Annotated in this window: 14 protein-coding genes, 1 tRNA gene and 1 pseudogene; 5 read left to right on the forward strand and 11 right to left on the reverse strand. The window is 69.4% G+C overall.

The window, feature by feature from the left end; all coding sequences use genetic code 11:
- Positions 1-95: 95 nt before the first annotated feature.
- Positions 96-938 carry a class I SAM-dependent methyltransferase gene (locus AC067Z_RS16485; RefSeq protein ID WP_478790212.1) on the reverse strand — a complete coding sequence of 281 codons (843 nt, stop codon included), beginning with the start codon at positions 936-938 and terminating at the stop codon, positions 96-98.
- A gap of 714 nt (positions 939-1,652) precedes the next feature.
- Here AC067Z_RS16485 and AC067Z_RS16490 point away from each other — a divergent pair.
- Together AC067Z_RS16490 and AC067Z_RS16495 are read left to right on the forward strand one after the other, a co-directional pair.
- Positions 1,653-1,726: transfer RNA gene (locus AC067Z_RS16490), tRNA-Pro, on the forward strand.
- Positions 1,727-1,905: 179 nt separating this feature from the next.
- Positions 1,906-2,607: a CDP-alcohol phosphatidyltransferase family protein gene (locus AC067Z_RS16495; protein ID WP_478790213.1), complete on the forward strand. Its 702-nt coding sequence runs from the start codon at positions 1,906-1,908 to the stop codon at positions 2,605-2,607.
- 9 nt (positions 2,608-2,616) lie between these two features.
- Here the strand turns inward: AC067Z_RS16495 and AC067Z_RS16500 are convergent.
- The 5 genes and pseudogenes from AC067Z_RS16500 to AC067Z_RS16520 all read right to left on the reverse strand — a co-directional run.
- Positions 2,617-3,051: pseudogene (locus AC067Z_RS16500) on the reverse strand (FAD synthase family protein); the annotation flags it as partial.
- On the reverse strand, positions 3,051-4,583 hold the full coding sequence (locus AC067Z_RS16505; protein ID WP_478790214.1) for a fibronectin type III domain-containing protein: 1,533 nt from the start codon (positions 4,581-4,583) through the stop codon (positions 3,051-3,053). The pseudogene AC067Z_RS16500 and the gene AC067Z_RS16505, both read right to left, overlap by 1 nt.
- 78 nt (positions 4,584-4,661) lie before the next feature.
- Positions 4,662-6,203 carry an oligosaccharide flippase family protein gene (locus tag AC067Z_RS16510; protein ID WP_478790215.1) on the reverse strand — a complete coding sequence of 514 codons (1,542 nt, stop codon included), beginning with the start codon at positions 6,201-6,203 and terminating at the stop codon, positions 4,662-4,664.
- Positions 6,200-7,879 (reverse strand): hypothetical protein, encoded by a 1,680-nt coding sequence (locus AC067Z_RS16515; RefSeq protein WP_478790216.1) that lies wholly within the window; start codon positions 7,877-7,879, stop codon positions 6,200-6,202. Before AC067Z_RS16515 ends, AC067Z_RS16510 begins: the two co-directional genes overlap by 4 nt.
- Positions 7,854-9,332 (reverse strand): hypothetical protein, encoded by a 1,479-nt coding sequence (locus AC067Z_RS16520; RefSeq protein ID WP_478790217.1) that lies wholly within the window; start codon positions 9,330-9,332, stop codon positions 7,854-7,856. The genes AC067Z_RS16515 and AC067Z_RS16520 overlap by 26 nt, the downstream gene beginning before the upstream one ends.
- A 137-nt stretch (positions 9,333-9,469) precedes the next feature.
- Here AC067Z_RS16520 and AC067Z_RS16525 point away from each other — a divergent pair, with 137 nt between their 5' ends.
- Positions 9,470-10,726 (forward strand): glycosyltransferase, encoded by a 1,257-nt coding sequence (locus AC067Z_RS16525; RefSeq protein ID WP_478790218.1) that lies wholly within the window; start codon positions 9,470-9,472, stop codon positions 10,724-10,726.
- 24 nt (positions 10,727-10,750) lie between these two features.
- Here AC067Z_RS16525 and gmd read toward each other — a convergent pair whose 3' ends face one another.
- The 3 genes from gmd to AC067Z_RS16540 form a co-directional block, all read right to left on the reverse strand.
- Positions 10,751-11,791: a GDP-mannose 4,6-dehydratase gene (gene gmd / locus AC067Z_RS16530; RefSeq protein WP_478790219.1), complete on the reverse strand. Its 1,041-nt coding sequence runs from the start codon at positions 11,789-11,791 to the stop codon at positions 10,751-10,753.
- Between the two features lie 112 nt (positions 11,792-11,903).
- Positions 11,904-13,016 (reverse strand): glycosyltransferase, encoded by a 1,113-nt coding sequence (locus AC067Z_RS16535; protein ID WP_478790220.1) that lies wholly within the window; start codon positions 13,014-13,016, stop codon positions 11,904-11,906.
- A complete protein-coding gene (locus tag AC067Z_RS16540) occupies positions 13,013-13,534 on the reverse strand; it encodes an LbetaH domain-containing protein (RefSeq protein WP_478790422.1) in 522 nt (173 codons plus the stop codon). The genes AC067Z_RS16535 and AC067Z_RS16540 overlap by 4 nt, the downstream gene beginning before the upstream one ends.
- Before the next feature lie 172 nt (positions 13,535-13,706).
- Between AC067Z_RS16540 and AC067Z_RS16545 the strand changes: the two genes are divergently transcribed.
- Complete coding sequence (locus AC067Z_RS16545; protein ID WP_478790221.1) at positions 13,707-14,675, forward strand: GDP-L-fucose synthase family protein; 969 nt, start codon at positions 13,707-13,709, stop codon at positions 14,673-14,675.
- Positions 14,676-14,678: 3 nt separating this feature from the next.
- On the opposite strand, the gene AC067Z_RS16550 is transcribed toward AC067Z_RS16545, so the two are convergent.
- Positions 14,679-16,151 carry a sugar transferase gene (locus AC067Z_RS16550; protein WP_478790222.1) on the reverse strand — a complete coding sequence of 491 codons (1,473 nt, stop codon included), beginning with the start codon at positions 16,149-16,151 and terminating at the stop codon, positions 14,679-14,681.
- A 477-nt stretch (positions 16,152-16,628) separates the two neighbouring features.
- On the opposite strand from AC067Z_RS16550, the gene AC067Z_RS16555 reads away from it, so the two are divergent.
- The gene (locus tag AC067Z_RS16555; RefSeq protein ID WP_478790223.1) at positions 16,629-17,501 is read left to right on the forward strand and encodes a hypothetical protein; all 873 of its coding nucleotides are present in this window, start codon (positions 16,629-16,631) and stop codon (positions 17,499-17,501) included.
- A gap of 78 nt (positions 17,502-17,579) precedes the next feature.
- Here AC067Z_RS16555 and AC067Z_RS16560 read toward each other — a convergent pair whose 3' ends face one another.
- Positions 17,580-20,417, reverse strand: coding sequence for a helix-turn-helix transcriptional regulator (locus AC067Z_RS16560; RefSeq protein ID WP_478790224.1), 2,838 nt, complete (start codon positions 20,415-20,417; stop codon positions 17,580-17,582).
- Positions 20,418-20,608: the final 191 nt, after the last annotated feature.

The following is a 20,608-nucleotide window of genomic DNA, read 5'->3' on the forward strand; positions in this document are numbered from 1 at the left end:
TTGTCCTCCGCACCGCGAGCCGCTCACGCGCCGGGCCGAGCCGCGGGCGTATGCGGCTGCAGGGCTCGGGCGACGCCCTGCTGTAGTGCTGAGGGTCAGTGGGCCATTTCGCCCCATGACCTCAGGCCGGTGACCTCTCGGAACTCCGTGTCGTTGAGCTCCGGCTTGGGCACCCACCCGGGCGGCTTCTGGGCGATCATGGACCACGTGTCCCTGGTCGACGGAATGAGCTTGCTGACGGCCAGATACGCCCGCCGGAACCGGGGCGGCACCTTGCTGAGCATGTGGTGGGTGCCGCGCACCATACGCACTTCCAGCCCCAGCGCCTTGGCCAGCTCCAGGCAGTCGCCCTCCGTGTACTCGCGCACGTGGCCGCGCCAGTTGCCGGGGTACCAGTAGTAGAGCTCGAACGGCGGATGGCTGGTCTTGCCGCGCAGCACGTCCAGGCGCTTGCGCAGGTTGACGTGGTTGGGCACGGTGATGAACAAATAGCCCTCGTCGCGGACCCGCTCGAGCAGGCTGATCAACAGATCGCGCGGTGAGTCGTGCAGGTGTTCCAGCACGTCATGCAGCATCACCATGTCGAATGTTTCGGTGCTGGGGAGACCACCGTCGTCGAGCGGGATGTAGTCGATCCCCATCTTCTCGGCGAAGTCGAGGATGCGCTGGCGGGCGCCGCCGCGCTTGTGCCATTCGTCCTGGAGGTCGTCGATGGCCGTGCACTTATAGCCGAGCGCGGCGAGCACCGCGGTCTTGTCCGCCGGGCCCGCGCCGAAGTCCAGGATCCGCGCTCCCGGCTTGAGGAACTCCTGGACGGTCTGGGCGACGGTGATGTGACCGGACAACGTCGGCTTGACATAGCCACGGAACGGAAAAGCATCCGTGACCTGTGCCACCGCGTGTTTCATCTCGGCGTCGAACTTGATGTACCGCTGCATCTAATTGGTACCTCATTCGGTGCTGTCGGAAGGGGCTGGCGATTTGATAGTAACGGCCCACCTATGGCGCGGCGCTCATCCAGATGGGGTGTTTTGATTCGGACCTGGACGGTCTCGACATCGACTGTTCCGATGTCGGTTCGTAGTTCCCGAGGCATAGATCCAGGCGACGTGAATCGGGTGCAAGCGCATTTCTGTGCCACCCCGGGAATTTGCAACGACATTGACCGGCCTCCTGATCCCCCTAACTGACCCGGCGCCAGGAAATGTGAGCCGGCGCGCCCGTCTCTACGAGCCGGGATGGAGATCGCGGTGCACCGAGGCACCAGGCAGCGAGCCAGAGGTGTGCGTCGGTGAAGTACGCAGGCGGCGGCGATCGCGTAGCAGCACGGGAGGTCTGCGGACCCGGATGGCCGGTGAGTTTCTCCGTTCGGCCCAGGCGGGTGGGGTCGCCGCCCCTGCGGTGCTTCCACGCACGGACGGCCGTTTCCCCCGGCCGGCCGCCGCCTCGTTGCATTCGACGGTCCGGCAGGTGACGGTGGCTCTGTCAGGCGACTCGGCATCCGGGAGATGCCGGGCAGCGTCATGCTCCTGCGGACCTGCGACCGATCGGTGGTCCGATCCGGGCCCGCGGACCCGCCCGGCGGCCCCGCGGAGTGATGTATTGTTCTCTTGCACGTTAGGTCCGGGGGAAACCCCAGGTCACACGGGCATCGGGACGTGGCGCAGCTTGGTAGCGCACTTGACTGGGGGTCAAGGGGTCGCAGGTTCAAATCCTGTCGTCCCGACTCGCGAGAGTCGTACGGGAAGAGGCCGTGTCGGAGACATCCGACACGGCCTCTTCGCCGTTCCCGGGCTGAGCGGCGCGGGGAACGCCGCGCCGCCGAGCAGAGCCCCCTCCGGCAGGTATATGCGCAGATTCTGTGATAGTTGTACCCCATAGGCGTACTTGTCCGAAGAGGGTGAAATGTCAGAACTTCCTGATGTGTTCAGGCTCCTTTCGACTGCCCAGAAGTCCCCGAAGGGAGTCTCGGTCTACACCCGGTTCGTCAACCGTCCGGCAGGTCGCATGCTTGCGGCGATGGTCTACCGGAGCGGGATCACACCGAATCAGGTGACCGTGCTCGGCACCCTCTTCACTTTTCCGGCGCTGGCGGCCGTGGCGCTGGTGCCGCCAGGACCGGTGATGGCCGTCTGTGTGTTCGCTGCTCTGGTGCTGGGTTTCGCCCTGGACGCAGCGGACGGACAGCTGGCACGGATTCAGCGGACGGAGAGCGCCTCGGGAGAGTGGCTGGACCATGTGCTCGACAGCGTCAAGACCGTGGGCGTCCACATGGTCGTGCTGGTCTCGTTCTACCGCTTCTTCGACCTGCCCAGTGAGGCGTTCCTGCTCGTGCCGATGGCCTTCCAGCTCGCTGCCGGCGTCATCTTCTTCGGAGCGATCCTGACGGAGAAGCTGAAGAGGCAGACAGGGAGTAAGGCCTCGCCGGCGCCCCCGTCGGCGCTGCGATCCGTGCTCCTTCTCCCCGTCGACTACGGCATGGTCTGCGTCAGCTTCCTATTCCTGGGGAGTCAAGATCTCTTTCTCACCGTGTATTGCATGCTGCTCGTGGCCCATGTCCTCTTCATGGCCGCCTTCCTTGTGAAGTGGTTCCGTGAGCTCTCCTGATGGCGGCCCGGCCGGAGCCTGGGAGGCGAGCAGGTCGAGCGCAGTGCGCAGAAGAGTGCTGGAGGTGTGGGCGGTGTAGGGGAAGTAGACGACTTCCACACCCCGTTTGACGAATTCGCCCTCAAGGCCCTTCCACACATCCGTGCCGAGCCAGTCGTCACCTTTGAAGATGACGTCGAAACCGATTTCCCTCCAGACCTCGAGCTTGTCGTCCATGGTCGCCACGTACGTGTCGTCGACGAAGCGCAGGCTGCGGACGATCTCCAGCCGCTCGGCGAGCGGTACGACGGGCGGCCTGCCCTTCAGATGCACCACCAGTTCGTCGGAGCAGACGCCCGCAACGAGGTGGTCGCAGTGTTCCTTGGCCCGGCGCAGGATGTTGAGGTGGCCGACGTGGAAGAGGTCGAAGACTCCGGGTGCGTAACCGCGACGCTCTCGCCTCATCACACTCCTGCCGACTGCGCGTTGGGAGCCGCGGTCACCGAGAGCGCCGGGGACTTGGGCGAGGCGTTCGTGCCGTCGGTCACGGAGATCGTGTACTTGTGGCTGGATCCGGGCTTCACCGAATCGGTGAACGTCATGAGCGGGCGGTTCCACGAGGTGGAGCCCTGCTTCGGCGAAGCCACGAGGACGCCGTCGCGGTAGATCCGGTACGTCAGCACCGCGTTGTCCCTGTCCCATGCGGCGAGCCACGAGAGCCGGACCTTGCCGGGGCCGGAGTTGACGGCCGTGAGCCGGGGAGCACCCTCCGGGGCTCCGATGTCGGGTCCGGCGCCGAAGCGGGTCAGGCCCTGCTGCGGCTTTCCGTTGACCGCGGTGAATTCGCCGGCGGACCAGAGAATGTTGTTGGCCATCACCAGAGCCCGGGGGCCGGTCGATTCACCGAGCCCTCCGTCCGTGTCGGGGAACCAGTGCAGGATGTGCTTGTTGGTGACCGACTGGGCCAGGAAGTGCTGACGGTTGTTGTGCTCCGGGAAGCCACCCGGTGTTTCGGAGCAGTTGTGCGCGTGGGACGCGCTGTACAGAATGCCCTGCTTCACGACAACGGCCTGGGTGGCGCCCAGGCAGGTGTCCTTCCACACCATGGCGTCATCGGACAGACGGCCGGCGATGCGGCCGTCGAAGACACCAGCGCCGTAGCCTTCGGCTCCCAGGTAGAAGTGGGTGCCGTCGAGCGCCAGTGACTTCACCGACGATCCCAGCGGGAGCCAGTGGCGGTACGTCGCCGTGGTCGCGCCGTTCGAGGGGTTCAGCGCGACCAGCCCGCGCGACCGCACGCCGTTGGCCCATCCGAAGGAGCCGCCGACCATGAGCTTGTTCTGATTGGTTGCCGCAGCGATGGCCCTGACGGGTCCGTCGAGCTGCGCCGTGAACGGCAGCAGTTTGCCTGTCGGCGAGAACGCCGCGATCTTGCTCTTGGCTTGGCCGTTGACCACGTTGAAGGCGCCACCGAGGTAGACCTCCTTGTCCGTGGTCTCGATGGCGTGAACGGGCGCCGACATGGCGGGCCGGAAGTCCTGGCGCACCGAGCAGTTGGCCGTGTTGAGCGCAACCGCACTGGTCACGCCCGTCGTACCGACGCGACCGAAGGAGCCGCCGACGTAGAGCACTTTGCCGTCGCGTGATGCCTTCATCGCCCGTACGGTGTCTGCGCCGCCGGTGAAGGCGTGGGCGCACGGCAGGAGTTTGCCCGTGACCGCGTCGAACGCGGCGAAGTTCTTGCGCGCGACCTGCTTCTCGCCGGGCTTCGCGCCCGGCGGGCGGACGTAGTTGAAAGTGCCGCCGACGTACACGACACCCTTTGCGTACGCGAGCGACCAGACGATGCCGTCCGTCTGCCAGGTCGCCAAGGGGTCGGCGGTCACGGCAGGCTTGCCGGATTCCGCGCCGGAAGCGGTCACGAGTGAAGCGGCGGTGAGGAAGACCACGGCGGACGCAGTGGTGACAATCCTCGTGGGGCGATTTCTCAGGCGCATGGAAACATCCCAGACTTCGATGTACGGGTGGTGAGAGGGGGGTGGGGATTCAGATGAGCCGCGGCACTGCGACGGCTTTTACGCGTCGTCTCTACGAAGGACGCCGGCGAGCTCATGCACCCCGAGTGCGGTGCGAAAGCGGCTCAAACTTATACTGAATACGCAAATCCCCAAGGTCATTCCTACGGCGAGTCCCATTGGTGAATCGCCGACCAGGAATCGTGCGGGAAGAACCAGAGCCGCCGTGAGGCAGAGACCGGCACCTGTCGCGGCGAGGTAACCGCGATCGACAGTTGTGAAGCCGGGATTTCGCCGCACCAGAGCGGCCGACGTGAGGTTCTCGACAACGATCGCCGCCCCCCAGGACAGGGCGGCCCCCAACACGCCCCAACGGGGCACGGCGAGGAATCCGACTGTCAGCTGCACCGTGAACGCCAGGCCGCTGACGGCGAGTTGCCACGAACTCTTGCCCGCCATGAGCAGCACGGTCTGGGCGTTGCCCACGGCGATGTTGATCGCTGTGGCGACACAGAGAACAAGCAGGGCATCCGCCCCCCCGACGAACTCCGGTCCGAAAAGGGAGAGGAGCGTGCCGGGGAAGCACGCGACAAGCACGAGCAGCGGCGAGGAGAACAACAGAATCCAGCGGGTCGAAATGCGGTGCAGGTGGCATGCCTGCTGGAACTCGTCCATGGCGAGAAGACGGCTGATCTGGGGTGCCACGGCCCGCCGAATGGCCTGCTGGATCAGCATTCCCGCAGCGATGATGCGCGTAATGGCCGTGTAGATGCCCGCCTCTTCGCTTGTGCCGAGTCCCGACAGCAGGATGACGCCCACCCAGACCGCGCTGATGTCGAAGAAGGCGGAAAGCGCGCGTGGTGCGGAAAACGCCCAGAATCCCCGCCGGACAGCGGCCGCATCAGGCCCGGGAGGGAACTTCCCACCCGTTCGGCACCGGCGCAGCGTGAGCCAGGCGACGATGGCACCGGCCAGGGACGGGACCAACCAGGCAGTGGCCAGGCTCAGTACACCCGGGGCGAGGAGCGCGACAGGTACGGCGATCAGGACGCGCAGCACCGGTTTGCCGATCTGCTCGACCCCGACGAACGGGATCACGGTGCCGTACCCCTGGCTGGCGCCGAGCAGGATCAGGCTGACTGTGGCCGCGGGGAGGAAGACCGCGAAGAGCCGGACCAGGGTGACCGCGTCTTCCGTGGACAGGTTCGGCAGCAGTGAGGTGGCTGTCGAGGGAGAGAAGAACAGCAGCGCGGCCGCCACGGTGCTCGCCACGGTTCCCGGTACGAGGGACGTACGCAGGAGCGTTCCCACCTGCCGGCCGCCGCCCGTGGCCACGTCGCGGGACACGAACCGCGTCAGCCCTGTGTCGGCACCGAGCTTGCAGGTGTTGCTGAGGATGGTGAAGATGGCGACGCCCGTGAACACCGCTCCCGACCCGTGCGCCCCGAGGACGCGGGCGACCAGAGCGACCAGGATGTAGCCGAAGACAGCGTTGACCACCGATCCGAGGAAGCCCCACCACCCGCCACGCGCCGTGGCGGCGACCCCGCTCCGGGCGGACGTTCCGCCGGTGGCGGGAACGGCCGTTCCGGAGGCGCTCATCCTTGGGAGGTGGTGACCGTGGCGTCCTGCGTGGACGAAGCCTGCTGGGGCGGGGAGGGCTTCTCCTCAGGCGCGGCATCGGGCGCGGTTTGCGTGGCGGCGTACCCGGCCGGTACGCCGTAGGGGGCGGCCGGTGTGTACGAGTCCTGCTTCTTCGACGGGCGGACCATGGCACCGTCCAGGGCGCTGCGGAGCCTGTTCCGCCGGCTGCCGCTGTCGAGCACGGCGCCGATGATGTGTCCGCCCGAGCAACTGATCAGCTCACGCACCCGCTTGAGGTCGTCGCGCCTGAGTTGATCGAGCCCGCCCACCACGAGGACGCCGTCCACCCGCTGGGCGACCGCGAGACCGTCGGCGTGTGCGAGCAGAGGCCGAGTGACGACGAGCGCCGACATTCCGAAGTCGGGGGACGGCAGGACACGCGTCACCGAGGGCGGCGCCGGGACATGGTCCGAGGTGGTGCCACGCGTGTCGGGGAAGAGGGTGAAGCGGCCTGCGGTGCCCGCGTCGACGACGACCTGGTTGTCGGAGAGGCGGGCCAGTTCGGTGTCGACATCGCACCCGTCCGTCACCAGCGGCAGGCGCTCCGCGAGGCCGGGCACGCTCGCGGTGGCGTCCACGAGCAGCACGTCGTCACCGGCCTCGGCGAAGGCGGCCGCGAGGTTCACCGCGGCCGCTTCGGCGGCCTTCGCGGTGTGGTCCGGCTTCGGCGCCACGATCAGCAGCGAGCGGCCACCCGCACGCAGTTGGTCGTGCCGGAGGCGGAAGGCGATGGTCCGATATGTCTCGGCGCGGGCGCCGCCGGCCCGGCCGACATTCAGCAGTTCGCCGCCCGCACCCGTCCCGGCCACGATGCCCAGAACCGGGGCACCCAACGCGCCCTGGACGTCGCGGATCGAGCGTGCCCGCGGTTCCAGCGCCGATCGCAGCCAGGCGAGGATGATGCCCAGCAGTAGACCACCCACCACACCGAGGCCCAGGAGCGTCCCCTTCCCCGGCCCCGAGGGCAGCAGCGGGGGTTCCGCCCTGCGTACGGCATCGCCACCGGTGGTGTCGCGGGACTTGATGTCCGAGATCCGCTTCTGCAGGACGCTGATCTGCTCCCGCATGCCCGCGGTCTGGGCGGCGTTCGCCTTTCCGGAGGTCTTCTTGACCAGCTGGGTGACCTCCTGCTCCAGTCCCGCCGTCATGCGCTTCACCGTGGTGTCGGTCCTGTCCTTGCGATCGGACAGGTAGGCGTCGACGAACGCGTTGGTCACCTGGGCCGCCCGCTTCGCGGTGGTGGCCGTGTACTCGAACCGGAGGACCTGGGTGTCCGGCGGATTGCTGACGCGCAGGTCCTCCAGCAGCGCGTCCGCCGTGAACGGCTCGCGAAGCTTCTTCGCCGCACGGGCCGCGACGGTGGCGCTGAGCGCGATCTGCCGCTCCGTGCCCATGCTCACCTGGTTCTCGACGGACACGCCGAACGTGCTGAACGGGTCCGTGGTCGCGCGGACGAGGACCTCGCCCGTGGAGGTGTAGCTGCCTGCGCGGAACGTTGCCAGCAGCACTCCGGCGAGCAGCCCCAGGACGATGCCCAGCGCGATGGTCGCGCGGTACCTCAGCAGTTGGCGCAGCTGGTCGCGGAGCTGGTCCGGTTCGGCGTACCGGTCATCGAACCCGGTGGAGTTGGTCATGGATGGCCTCCTTTTCCTGGGTTGGGAGAGGGCCGGCGGTCGCGGGCGGGAGCGACGGTGAAGGGAACCGGGATGCCCGGGCGGCGGCGCGGGTGGTGATGAAAAGCGGAATGGTCAGCAGGAGCATCAGGGGTCCTGCAATGGCCATGAGGCCACCTCGCAGGAGGATGATCTGATAGAAGGCGATACCCGGGACTATCAAGGTCGCCAGCGTGGCCTGCTTGTTCCGGAGCCTTTCCCGGATGTCGTCCATACGGCGCCCGGCCACACCGACCAGGTAGAAGGCGACGATCACCGAGGGAACTCCGGCCCACAGGTAGGTCTCGATCCACAGCGGCGCCGAAAGATTCTGGAAGTCGTAGCCCGCGTACTCGGCGATGCGGACACCGGTGTCCTCCGGTTTGTCGGGCCACACGGTGCGCGGCACCATGAACAGGGGCGGACCGAGAGCGGCCGACGGCGAGAAACCGGTGTCGTGCGCGTAGTCGATGCCGGTCTGCAACTGCTGATACGCGTCGTAGTCCATGTTCGACGTGAACTGTTCCGCCAGGCCCACCGCGCGAAGGGTCTCGCGTTCTTCGTAACGGAAGTAGTCGCTGTACGGGAACACGAGCAGTACGACGGCCGTGAGCGCGCCCGCGGTGATACGGAAGGCCCGTGGCCGGCTGAACCAGCTCGACGCGAACACCAGGGCCAGAATGACGGTTCCGGCCCAGAAGCGGGGCTTGCTGATCGGGTTGTTGACGACCACGTTGAGCGCGAGGAGGAGCGGGAGCAGCATCCAGCGGATGCCGCGCAACAACCGGTCGCCTGTGGGCAGGCGGATGAGGTGCACCAAGGCCAGCAGCGCCCAGAAGGCGGGAACGGCGAGGAGCCAGGCACGCAGCACCCGCTGCGCGTCCGAAGTGGCCGCCGCCTGTTTCACGGCCTCCCTGCTCTTGAAGAAGACCTCCCACCCGCCCTGTTGGGGGATCAGCCAGACGGCCAGTACCAGCGACAGGCCGCAAAGGAGCAGAACAGCCACGGGGGAGAGCCGGCGGGAGAGCAGCGGTTCGATGACGAGCGAACGGGACTTCGTGCGCCGGGCGGCAACTGCCGCCCCGGCGCTGTATGCCAGCAGCCCGAGTTCGGTCAGGGCGGTGGCCGTGAAAGCGGTCGCCTCATCGGTGCGGTAGAGCAGGGGGTAGTCGTCGGTGGCGAGCATGGCGAGCGGTGCCAGCCCGAACCACACGTAGGCGAACAGCCAGAAGCCGAATGCGACGAGCCGCACCGACCCGGAGGTGAGCACCCTGGAGAGCGCCCCGCCGGTGTGGGTGACGACGACACATTGCAGGGCGAGTGTCGGCCCGAAATGCGTGCCCGGGGTCTGAAGGATCAGCCACGGCAGCACGACGACGAGAACGAGGGCCCAGCTGCATACCGCAGCCGTACAACGTTCTTGACTGCTTTGCACCTGCGTCCCCTCAACGAAGCGATCAAATCGGCAAATTCCGCCTCGCTGAAGTTATAGCTCAGGAATGTGAAATATCGGTCGAATACGGGCGAGTGTTTCGCCGAAAGGTTGCGGCATTTGCATCGTATTATGCGGAAATGGCTAATATGCTTTCGGGCCGCCGCGTACTTGTCGTGTCGGCCAACTACGCGCCCGAGCGCGTCGGAATCGCTCCCTACTCGACCCGGACCGCGGAGCACGTGGCCGCCTGTGGTGCCGAGGTCGACGTCCTCGCGGGTATGCCGCACTATCCGAGCTGGCGCGTCCACGATGACTATCGTGGGCGCTGGCGCATGGTGGAGAACCGGGGAGGCGTTCGCGTCCACCGCCGCCGCAGCTTTCTGCCCTCCCGTCAGACCGCGCTGCTCAGGGCGGCATACGAACTGAGCTTCCTCGCGCACGGATCGGTCCGGACGCCGGCCGGACGGCCGGACCTCGTGCTGAGCCAGATGCCGGCGCTCGCCGGAGGCGCAATCGGCGGCCGGCTCGCACGACGCCACGGTGTGCCGCACGTGCTCGTGGTGCAGGACCTCATGGGGGCCGCGGCCGCGCAGAGCGGCATCAGGGGTGGGGGCCGCGTGGCATCCGTCGTGGCCGGGGTGGAGGCGAGGATCCTGCGCTCGGCCGCTCTCGTCGGAGTGGTGCACGAGTCGTTCGTGGACCGCGTGATCACGGCGGGCGTGCCGGCCGAACGCGTCAGGGTCGTGCCCAACTGGTCTCATGTGGCGCCCCCCACGGCAGACCGCCGGGCGGTACGGGCACGACTCGGTTGGGGGGAGGAGGAGTTCGTCGTGCTGCACTCGGGAAACATGGGGTTGAAGCAGGGGCTGGAGGTGCTGGTCGAAACCGCACGCATCGCCGCCCGGGCCACCCCGCACATGCGGATCGTGCTCATGGGGGACGGCAGTCAGCGCTCACACCTGGAGGGGTTGGCAGCCGGCCTCACGAACGTGAACCTGCTGGCGCCGGCGGCCGACGAGGACTTCCCCGACGTGCTGGCCGCCGCGGACCTCCTCGCGGTCACCCAACGGGCGTCGGTGCTGGACATGAGCCTGCCCTCCAAGCTGACGTCCTACTTCGCGAGCGGCCGCCCCGTCGTGGCCTCGGTGGCCCCAGAGGGCGGCACGGCTGCGGAAGTACGTCGCTCGGGGGCGGGAGTCGTGGTTCCCGCGGAGGACCCCGAGGCGCTTCACAGCGCCGTCGGGGAGTTGCTCCGGGATCCCGAACGGCAGGCCGCGCTCGGTGCGCGCGGCCCTGCCTACGTTCAGGAACGGCTCAGCCCGCAGGCCGGGTTGGGGCGGATCACCGCGATGCTGTCCGAGGCGCTGATCCTCCGGGACCCGGCCCGACGGTGATCACCGCCGTGCCGGGAACGCGGGTCAGCGCAGCGCCAGGCTGGGGGCACCGGGCGAAGCCGTCGGGTCCGCAGGCCCCACGGGCTGGGTGAGGGCGCCCAACTCGGCGTCGACCATGAGCCGGGCAAGCTCCGGTACGTGCACCTTCGCACGCCACCCGAGGGCTTGCTCGGCCTTGGAGGCATCGCCGATGAGGTCGTCGACCTCGGTGGGGCGCAGGTAGCGCTCGTCGAAGCGGACGTGGTCGCGCCAGTCGAGGCCCACGTGCGCGAAGCAGTGCTCGACGAAGTCGCTGACGCTGTGGCTGGTCCCTGTGGCGATCACGTAGTCGTCCGGATCGTCCTGCTGCAGCATCAGCCACATCGCGTGGACGTACTCGGCGGCGTAGCCCCAGTCCCGGCGGGCGTCGAGGTTGCCGAGGTGCACCACGTCCTGCAGTCCGGCCTTGATCCGGGCGGCGGCCACGGCCACCTTGCGGGTCACGAACGTGGGGCCGCGGCGCGGCGACTCGTGGTTGAACAGGATGCCGTTGACTGCGTAGAGGCCGTATGCCTCGCGGTAGTTGCGGGTGACCCAGTACGCGTAGACCTTCGCCGCCCCGTACGGCGAGCGCGGGTGGAACCGGGTGTGCTCGTCCTGGGGCGGCGGCTCCGCGCCGAACATCTCCGAACTGGACGCCTGGTAGAAGCGGCAGGGAACCCCTGTGGTTCTGATGGCCTCCAGCAGCCGCGTGGTGCCAAGACCCGTGGTGTCACCGGTGAATTCGGGCTCGTCGAAGGACACCCGCACATGTGACTGGGCTGCCAGGTGGTACACCTCGTCCGGCTGCACCTGTTCCAGCAGACCCGCGATCCGGGTCCCGTCGGTGAGGTCCCCGTAGTGCAGGAACATACGGGCCTCGGGGTCGTGCGGATCGCGGTAGAGGTGTTCGATGCGCTGGGTGTTGAAGGTGGAGGCGCGACGGACGACCCCGTGCACCTGGTAGCCCTTCTCCAGCAGCAGCTCAGCAAGGTACGAGCCGTCCTGGCCCGTGATACCGGTGATGAGCGCTGTTTTTGCAGTCACACGTACTCCTTTGCTGGTGGGTGTACGAAGCTGGGCGGCGTCCGCCGGTCATCACGGCACGGACAGCCACCGGACAGGCCGCGGGGAGCAGTTGCTCCGGACAGCCCGTGGTTCAGATGCCGCGATAGATCGCTTCGAGGCGATCGGTCACGGCGCGGAGGGAAAATGCCTCCTCGACGGCGTGGTGACCCGCTTTCACCATGGCGCTGCGCTTGCCCTCGTCGGTCAGCAGCTCGCACACCGCCTCGGCCATGGCTCGCGGGCTCCCGTCGGTGACGACCCCCGCCCCGCGGCGCGCCAGCTCCTTGCCGATGGCGCAGCCGTCGGTGCACACCACGGGCGTCCCCACGGAGAGCGCTTCGATCGCGGTCATCGAGAACGACTCGCTGATGCTGGGGAGCACGTAAACGGCCGCCCTCGCCTGGGCACGCACCGCCTCGGCGTGGCCGAGCGCACCGCCGTAGCGGACGATCCCCTCGAGTCCTCTGCTCTCGATGAGCCGGAGCACCGATGCGAGCGACCCCTCGTCGGCCCCGTGCAGGGTGAAGCGAGTGTCGGGCATCTTCGCGTGGATCAGGGCTGCCATCTCGACGAACGCCTCCGGGCGCTTGTGCGGGTGCAGCCGGCCGAGGTAGAGCACCTCACGTCCGCTTCGGGGGGTGTCCGCCGCTTCGCTGTCCGCGGGCCGCACCCCGTTGGGCAGGGTCAGCAGCGGCGGACCGTCGGGGCCGATGACCTCGGCCACGGCCCGCCGCTCCTGCTCGGTGAGGACCAGGCAGCCGCGTGCCCGGCGCAGGAGAGGCACGTACAAGCGGTCGAACAACGCGACGACGGCACGGCGTCGCGGCTCCACCATGCCGTGCGTCTGCGTGAAGAACCTCTTGCGCCGCAGCGCCGCCACGGCCAGCGCGCTGAGGGAGACGAGGTCACGCCCCGCGTGGATGTGCACGACATCGGCCCTCCCCATGGAGCGCCACATGTCCCTGACCAGGAGCGGATGCATGAGCCCCGTGAAGCGCCCCGGGAGGATCGAGCGCGCCGGGCGGGTATGCAGCGCCACCGAGCCGTAGCGCGCCGGAGCCCGGGATCTGCCCCGCCACAGGGACACCAGCGCGACGTCGTGGCCGCGCGCGGCGCACTCCTCCAGTTGCCCGGTGGCCACGCTCGTCGGGCCGCCGTACGCTCCGTCGTCGCTGAGGAGCGTCACCACATGGACAAGTTTCATGCCGTTGCTCCGACCGTGACGACTGCGCCCGGACGGACGTTGCGGTGGGCGACCGCCGATGCGCCCACCACCGCACCGCGTCCGACGGTGACGCCGCGCAGGACGACGGCCCTTGCCGCGACCCACGCTCCTGGCTCCAGAAGGATGGGCCCGTTGTCGAACTCGAAGGTGCGGCTGTGGCGCTGGTGGCTTCCGGTGCACAGCAGCGCGCCCTGGGAGACGCACACGTCGCTGCCGATCGTGATCTGCTCCAGGTTGAGCAGCCACGCGTCCTCGCCGATCCACACGTCGTCGCCGACTTCCAGCCGCCACGGCCAGTGCACGCGTACCCGCTGGCGGATCAGTACGCGATGTCCGATCCGCGCACCGAACGCCCGCAGCAGAGCCGGCCGCCAGCGGGCCGGGAACCACCATTTGACGAAGACGAGATTGAGGACGGCGAACCAGGCCGCCTGGACGATCAGAGGGCGCCCCTTGTCGTAGCCGGCTCCCGTGAAACCCCGCAGGGACCGCTCCAAGGCGTTCCTGTGGCCGTTGGCCCCGGTGCGGTCTTCGGTGCAGGGTGCCGCCGTGGTCTGTGCCACGGCATTGGTTCTTCCTGAGATTGGCGAAGTGTCCACGTATGGGAGTGTCCGCGAACTTTCGACGTGTAGCGGTACATATAGGTGTGTTGCTGGCAGACTCGGCCACATGGAAGATCTACTTGCCGCTCCCGCCCGTGCGTACGTGGCCGGCCACCGCGGGCTCGTCGGTTCCGCGGTGGTGCGCCGCCTGGCCTCCGACGGGTACGAGGTGCTCGCCCGGACAAGGTCCGAACTGGACCTTCGCGACATGGACGCCACAGCGTCGTTTCTGCGCGACACCCGGCCGGACGCCGTCGTCCTGGCCGCCGCCAAGGTGGGCGGCATCATGGCCAACAACACCCGTCCCGTGCAGTTCATCGAGGACAACCTGCGGATCCAGCTGAGCGTGATCGCCGCGGCACACGCCGCGGGCGTTCGGCGCCTGCTGTTCCTGGGGTCGTCGTGCATCTACCCCAGGCTCGCTCCGCAGCCGATCCCGGAAGAGGCCCTGCTCACCGGGCCGCTGGAGCCGACCAACGAGCCGTACGCGCTGGCAAAGATCGCGGGCATCGTGCAGGTCCAGTCCTACCGGCGGCAGTACGGCGCCTCGTACATCTGCGCCATGCCGACCAATCTCTACGGGCCGGGTGACAACTTCGACCTCGAGTCCTCGCACGTCCTGCCGGCTCTCGTCCGACGCTTCCACGAGGCGAAGCGGGACGGGCTCGACGAGGTCGTGCTGTGGGGGAGCGGCACTCCTCGTCGGGAGTTCCTGCACGTCGACGACCTCGCCGACGCCTGCCTGACCCTGCTGCGAGGCTACGACGGCGATGCGCCGGTCAACGTGGGCTGCGGCGACGACCTGACGATCGGTGAACTGGCCGGGATCATCGGGGAGGTGGTCGGCTACGAGGGGCGGATCGCCTTCGACACCTCGAAGCCCGACGGCACGCCGCGCAAGCTGCTGGATGTCTCCCGCATCGCCGCCCTCGGCTGGAAGCCGAGGATCGTATTGCGGGACGGCATCGCGTCCACCTATGCGTCGTGGCTGAGTGCCGGCGAGTCCGAAGCCGTGCCCAGGGCGACGGTCGGTTGAGTCTCAGTAGGCCCCGCGCCCGTCCAGCACGGCGCGGACCGTGAGGGCCAGGACCTTCATGTCCCAGGTCCACGACCAGTTGTCCACGTACCGCAGGTCGAGTGAGACGGTCTCGTGCCACGAGAGGTCCGACCGTCCACTCACCTGCCACAGCCCCGTGAGGCCGGGCTTGACGCTCAGCCGGCGCATCTCCACGCAGTCGTAGCGGGCGACCTCTTCGGGGAGCGGCGGGCGGGGCCCCACCAGTGACATGTGGCCGAGCAGCACATTGACCAGCTGAGGAAGCTCGTCCAACGAGTACCGGCGCAGAACGTGGCCGACAGGCGTGACCCGCGGATCCTTGCGCAGCTTGAACATGTGGCCGTCGTGCTCGTTCGCCGTTGCCAGCTCGCTCTTCAGCCGGTCCGCGTCCACGACCATGGTGCGGAACTTCCACATGGCAAAGGGGACGCTGTTCCGGCCGACGCGTGTCTGACGGAAGATGACCGGCCCGCGCGAGCCGATGCGCACGGCGATCGCCAGGGCGGCGAACAGCGGCGCCAGTACGACGAGCAGGAGGAGCGCGCCCATCCGGTCCGTGGCGGCCTTCAGAACCGTCGGCGGGCCGTGGCGCGTCGGCGGCGAGACGTCCAGCAGTGTGAGCCCGGCCGCCGATGTGAGGCGGACCCTGCGCCGGGCCACCTCGACGACGCCCGGCAGGACCATCAGCTGCCGGCCCCGGTCGTGCACCGCCCAGGCCAGCCGCCGCAGTCGGTCCCTGGACATGCGGCTGCCCGTTGCCACGAAGACCAGGTCGGCGTCGAGAGCATGGGCTGCTTCTCCCACGGGCGCCGCGTCATCGTCGAGTCCCGTCGGCTCCTCGGTCCGCAGCCGGGTGCACACCGGTACGCCGGACTGAAGGTCGTCCTCGCCCACCACGCAGGCGCCGACGACCACGTATCCGTGGTCGGTGCGCTCGGCGAGCTGTCCGACCACGGCGTCCACCGCCGCGGCCTCGCCGATGACGAGGACACGGCGGAGCGTCCGGGCCTGGCGGCGCATGGTCATCAGGTGATGGTGGATCGCCTTGCGGCAGACCACGGTGACGACGAGCGACACGAACAGCGCGGCGAGCGCTGCCGCGGGTGCGTCGCCGAGACCGGATACGGATCGCAGCGCGGCCACAATGCCGAGCAGTACGAGCCAGTCCCGGACGACCGGCCCCACCGGGGCGCCGTCGTCCCATGTCCAGGGCGCGTACCGCTTGGAGCAAGCGCCCACGAGCACCCAGAGGACGGCGATCAGCATCGCCTGGTGCACGGGGTAGGCCACTCGGCTCGCGAGCAGCGCCGCCGCCGTCGGCAGCGCCACTCCGGCCGAGTCGACGCAGACCGCGACCGGTACGTACCACCCGGCCCACGGGCCTCCGCGCGATGCTGTCCGGTGCGGCGGGGCAGAGGCTGACTGCTGCGGCGCCGCGCTGGTGAACTGCTGCATGGTTCTCCTTGTGGCCTCCGTCGGAGGTGCAGGGCGCGGCTGCGTCGACGAAGGACGTGAGCAGCTCACGCGCCTCATGTGGCGTTTATATCAATGATGTAGGTGTATGACCTGCTTTACGTACTTATCGGGTGGCGCGGCTCGGCCGCCCCCGAGAGGTGAGCGGGTGGCAGCGGTGCTCATGGAAGCGTGCATGCCAATCCGTCGTCGGGCGCGGGCTGACGCGTCATCCCCGTGACGCCCGTGTGGGTCCCCGTGAATTTCCGTAGTGCTGCGACGGCGCTGCACCTACCCGGTGCTCAACAAGGCCCAGATGGCGTACGGAGGGGCGCGGCGGGAGCGATGCCGGGTCTGATCATGCAAATGCTTGGGGCGCCCCGCGGCCGACGGAAGTCAGAACTCGTACAGCCGAAAGAGGCGCGAGTCCGCGACGGCAGAGACTCTCTGGTCCACCCACAACAAGGAGGAGTACTTGTCATGCGAGCAACCACGCGAGCAAGCCGGGCGACGGCGCCGTCGCGAGCAAGACGGGGGTCGCAGCTCGTCGGCCTCGGCCTGACGACGGCTCTGGCCATCGCCTTCGCCACCTCCGCTTCGGCGGACCCGAACCCTCGGCTCGAAGCCGAAGTGGCGCCCGTGGAATACACGGGTGACCCGAAGTGTGCCCACGTCCAGCCGGGGCTCGGCGTCGAGGGCACCGACTTCTTCGAGGTCGGCACGGACGGCCGGCCCGTGGACCAACAGGTGCTCCCCTTCACGTTCAACTCGCAGAACGGCTCGGTCCTCCTGAACGTCACGGACAACGCGGAAGGCGAGCCGGAGCTGCTCGAGTTCCAGTTCACCGGGCCGTTCGCCGCTGCCGCGGCCATCGTCAAGGGCGCCGATGCCGGCGCCAAGGTCTACGACTACCGGAACTCCATGGCCGGTCGTGTCGCGGTCGACGAAACGCTGCACACCACCTCCAACCCCGGCGGCAAGTTCGCCGGCATCAGCCGCGTCGCGTTCTGCATCGTCGAAGACGACTACAACGGCCACGGAACCCCGCCGGATCACCATGGCAAGGACCACGGCGGCTGGGGCAAGGACCACGGCACCCATGGCAAGGACCACGGCATCTGGGGCAAGGAGATCTGGGGCGACGGCCTCGGCATCTGGGGCAAGGAGCACGGCGCCCCCGCCAAGGAGCATGCTGGCTGGGGCAAGGACCACGGTTCCTCCACCGAGGACGGCCGTTTCCCGACGGACACAGCGGCCGCCACGGAGGAGACCGGCAGGCCCAGTGGCAACGGCGTGACTACGACCCCGGAGAATCACGTACCGTTCCTTTGGACCGGTTTCCCGTGGAAGTGACGATGTGACAGGCGAAGGGCCGATCCGAGGGGATCGGCCCTTTCCCATGTGCGCGCCGCGCGTCGCCCGGGACGGCGGTCAGCTGTTGAGTGCCGTCGCCAGCTGCGCCCGTGAACGGACGTCCAGCTTCTGGTAGATCCGGGTCAGCCTGGCCTCCACCGTCTTCACGCTCAGATACAGCTTCGCCGCGGCCTCCTGATTGCTGGCCCCCTGCCCGACCAGGTGGGCCAGCCGCAGCTCCGCCTCCGTCAGTGCCGACAGCGCGCCGGCCCGCTCGGCAGGCGCCGCCGGCGCCGGCACACCCGGGCTCTCAGTCGCCAGCACCAGCCACGGCGCGGCCCCCGCCCGCTCGAAGACCGAGGCCGCGGCTGCCAGCGCGTGCGCGGCGGCCGACCGCCGCCGACGGCGCCGCTCCACCCGGGCGAGCGTGATCAGCGCCCGTCCCTGCTCCAACGGCAGGCCCGCGGCCTCGAACCGCGCGGCGACCTCGGTCAGCAGCCCGGCCGCCTCGTCCGGCCTGCCGCTCAACGCCAGCTGCACCGCGTGCGCCCGGTCGCAGCCGAGCAGCACCGTCCTGCGGCCGAGCCGTTCGGCGACCGGACGCACTCCGTCGAGCAGCGCCGTCGCCTCCTCGAAGGCGTCGTTCGCCACCAGGGCCTCGGCCAGCTCCTCGTGCCAGCGCAGCATCGAAGGATCGACGGCCGACTGCGCCCGCTCGCTCGTCTGCACCCGGCGCAGCGTCTCCAGCGCGCTGCCCACGTCCCCCGCGAGCAACTGGACCCGGCCGAGCGCGTACAGGCTGCGGGAGAGAAAGACATGGTCGCCCTCCTCCTCCGAGGCGCGGACGCTGCGCAGGGCATAGCTCGCGGCGCGCTCGAAGCTGCCGCCCGCCGTCTCCGCGAGAGCCAGGGCGTACCACGCGGGCCCCGGCGACAGACCGGCCTCCAGCGTCAGCGCGAGCGAGCGTCCCGCGTGTGCGAGCGCTGCCGCACACCGGCCCTGGCGCGCCTCGACCTCCGCGAACGTACGGAACAGCTCGATCGCGTCCTCGACCGGACCGCGCCGCTCCACGAGCGGCAGCAGCGCACCGAGCTGTTCCCGTGCCTCCACGAGCCGGTCGTCGAAGAGGGCATGACGGATCGTCAGGATCTGGGCGGCGTTGCGGACGCCCGGCGGCCGCTCCACCACCTCCAGGGCGCGGGCCTCGGTGAGCACCCGTTCCGCATGGGGCGATCCGAGGAACCGGTCCATGCGCGCCTGCACCGTGAGCGCCCTGGCGGCCGTGATCCGGTCCGCCACCGAAGCGGCGAGCGCCGCCGAATCCACGGCCGCGGCGCGTGAACGCACCGGATCACCGTCGGCCAGTACGTACTTGACCGCCAGCCTCAGCTGGACCGCCGCCCGGAGCGCCGTGTCGTCCTCGGAGTCCTCCATGGCGTGCACATAGATCTCGTCGAGTCCGGTGAGGCCCTGTCCTGCCGTGTCCAGGACCGCGAGCCGCGCACGCACCCGGTCCGCAGGTGACGCGTCCCGCGCCAGCAGGTCGGTCGCCGCGCGCATCGCCAGATCGGCGCGGGCCGCACGGGCCGCCTCCTCGGCCGCGTCCACCAGGCGCGCGATGCGCTGCGCGCCGTGCAGGCCGGGCGTGGACTCGGCCGCGAGCAGGGCGAGTTCGGCGGCGAGCGTGCTGTTCCCGCGCCGCCGTGCCGTCTCGGCCGCCGCCGAAACCTCGGTCGCCAGGTCCTCGTCGGGGATGTCGGTGGCCAGCGCCCGGTGCCGTACCGCCTCGACCGGATCGTCGACGACCGCGGCGAGCGCGGCGTGACCGCTGCTGCGTTCGGTCCAGCAGGCGTCGTGCACCAGCGTGGACGGCAGCACCCCGGCCGCGAAGGCGACCGTGCCGTCCTCCGTGAGGCGGATCAGCGACGCACGCTCGGCGGCCGCGAGGTCGGCCTCGGCGGTCGGGCGCCCGGCGCGACGGATCAGGGAGGCCGTCGGACGCAGCGCCAGCGCGGCGAGCAGCAGTGTGCGGCGTACCTCCGGCGGCACCGCGCCGAGCAGGGCGCGGGCCAGATCGCGCGCGCGGCCGGACAGCGACAGTGCCTCGGCGTGGTGCACGGGTGTCCGGGCGTCCGCGAGGGAACGGCCGACGGCGAGTGCCAGCCGGGGGTTTCCGCCGCTGGCCTTGTGGATCCGGCCCGCCATCCGGGACGGCAGCCGGTGGTGGATGAGCAGTTCGGCGATCTCGTCGGCGTGCAGCGGCGGCACGTTCACCACGTCCGCCTCTGACGGCTCCCACAGCGGCTGCGCGGTCACCGGGGTGTCCCGGGGCGGTTCGCCGGGGTCCGTACGCGTCCCGTACGCCGCCGGGGTGTCGACCGCGACGGCCCGCAGTGCGGGCGGCGCGAGGTGCAACGCGAACCGCAGGAGATCGGCGCTCGCCGGGTCGATGCACTGCACGCCGTCGAGCACGAGGAGCGCGGGTCCCTGCGCGGCCAGCGTGCGCAGGATGTGGGCGAGTGCGAGGCGCAGGGCCACCGGGTCCCATCCCGCGTCGGGCATGGGTGCTTCACGGCACAGCACGGCGACCGCCGCACGTTGCGGACCGGGCAGCTTTCGCAGGACGTCCGTTTCACCGGGGCCGTGGCCGGCCTCTCCGGCCGCCGCGACGGAGGCGATGAGTGCGGCGGCCGCCGCGCCCGGGATGTCGCGGTCGGCCGGCAGCGCGGCCAGCCACAGCACGTTCTCGCCACGGGCCTCGGCGCGCGCGGCGACGGACAGGGCCACCTCCGTCTTGCCTATCCCCGGCGGGCCGGTGAGCAGCGCACGACCGGCGGGGACCCCCAGGACCCGGTCGAGCCGGGCCAGCAGATCCGCGCGGCCGACCGGTTCGGCACGGTTTCTCTCCGATGTCACGAGCCCACCACCACCTTCCGGCGTGCGCGGGCCCCCTGCCCGTTCGAGCAGAGAATACGAACCCTGCCGCCCCGGTCCAGGCCCGGAGTCCGGCATGCGGACAGGTCTGGACTTGACGGCGAGGGGGCGCGCCCCCGGCCGATGCCGTGGAACGCGCCCCTGAGCAGCGGTGATGCCGTTGCCGCGGTGGA

The sequence above is a fragment of the Streptomyces sp. NPDC043812 genome (genome assembly GCF_056436245.1).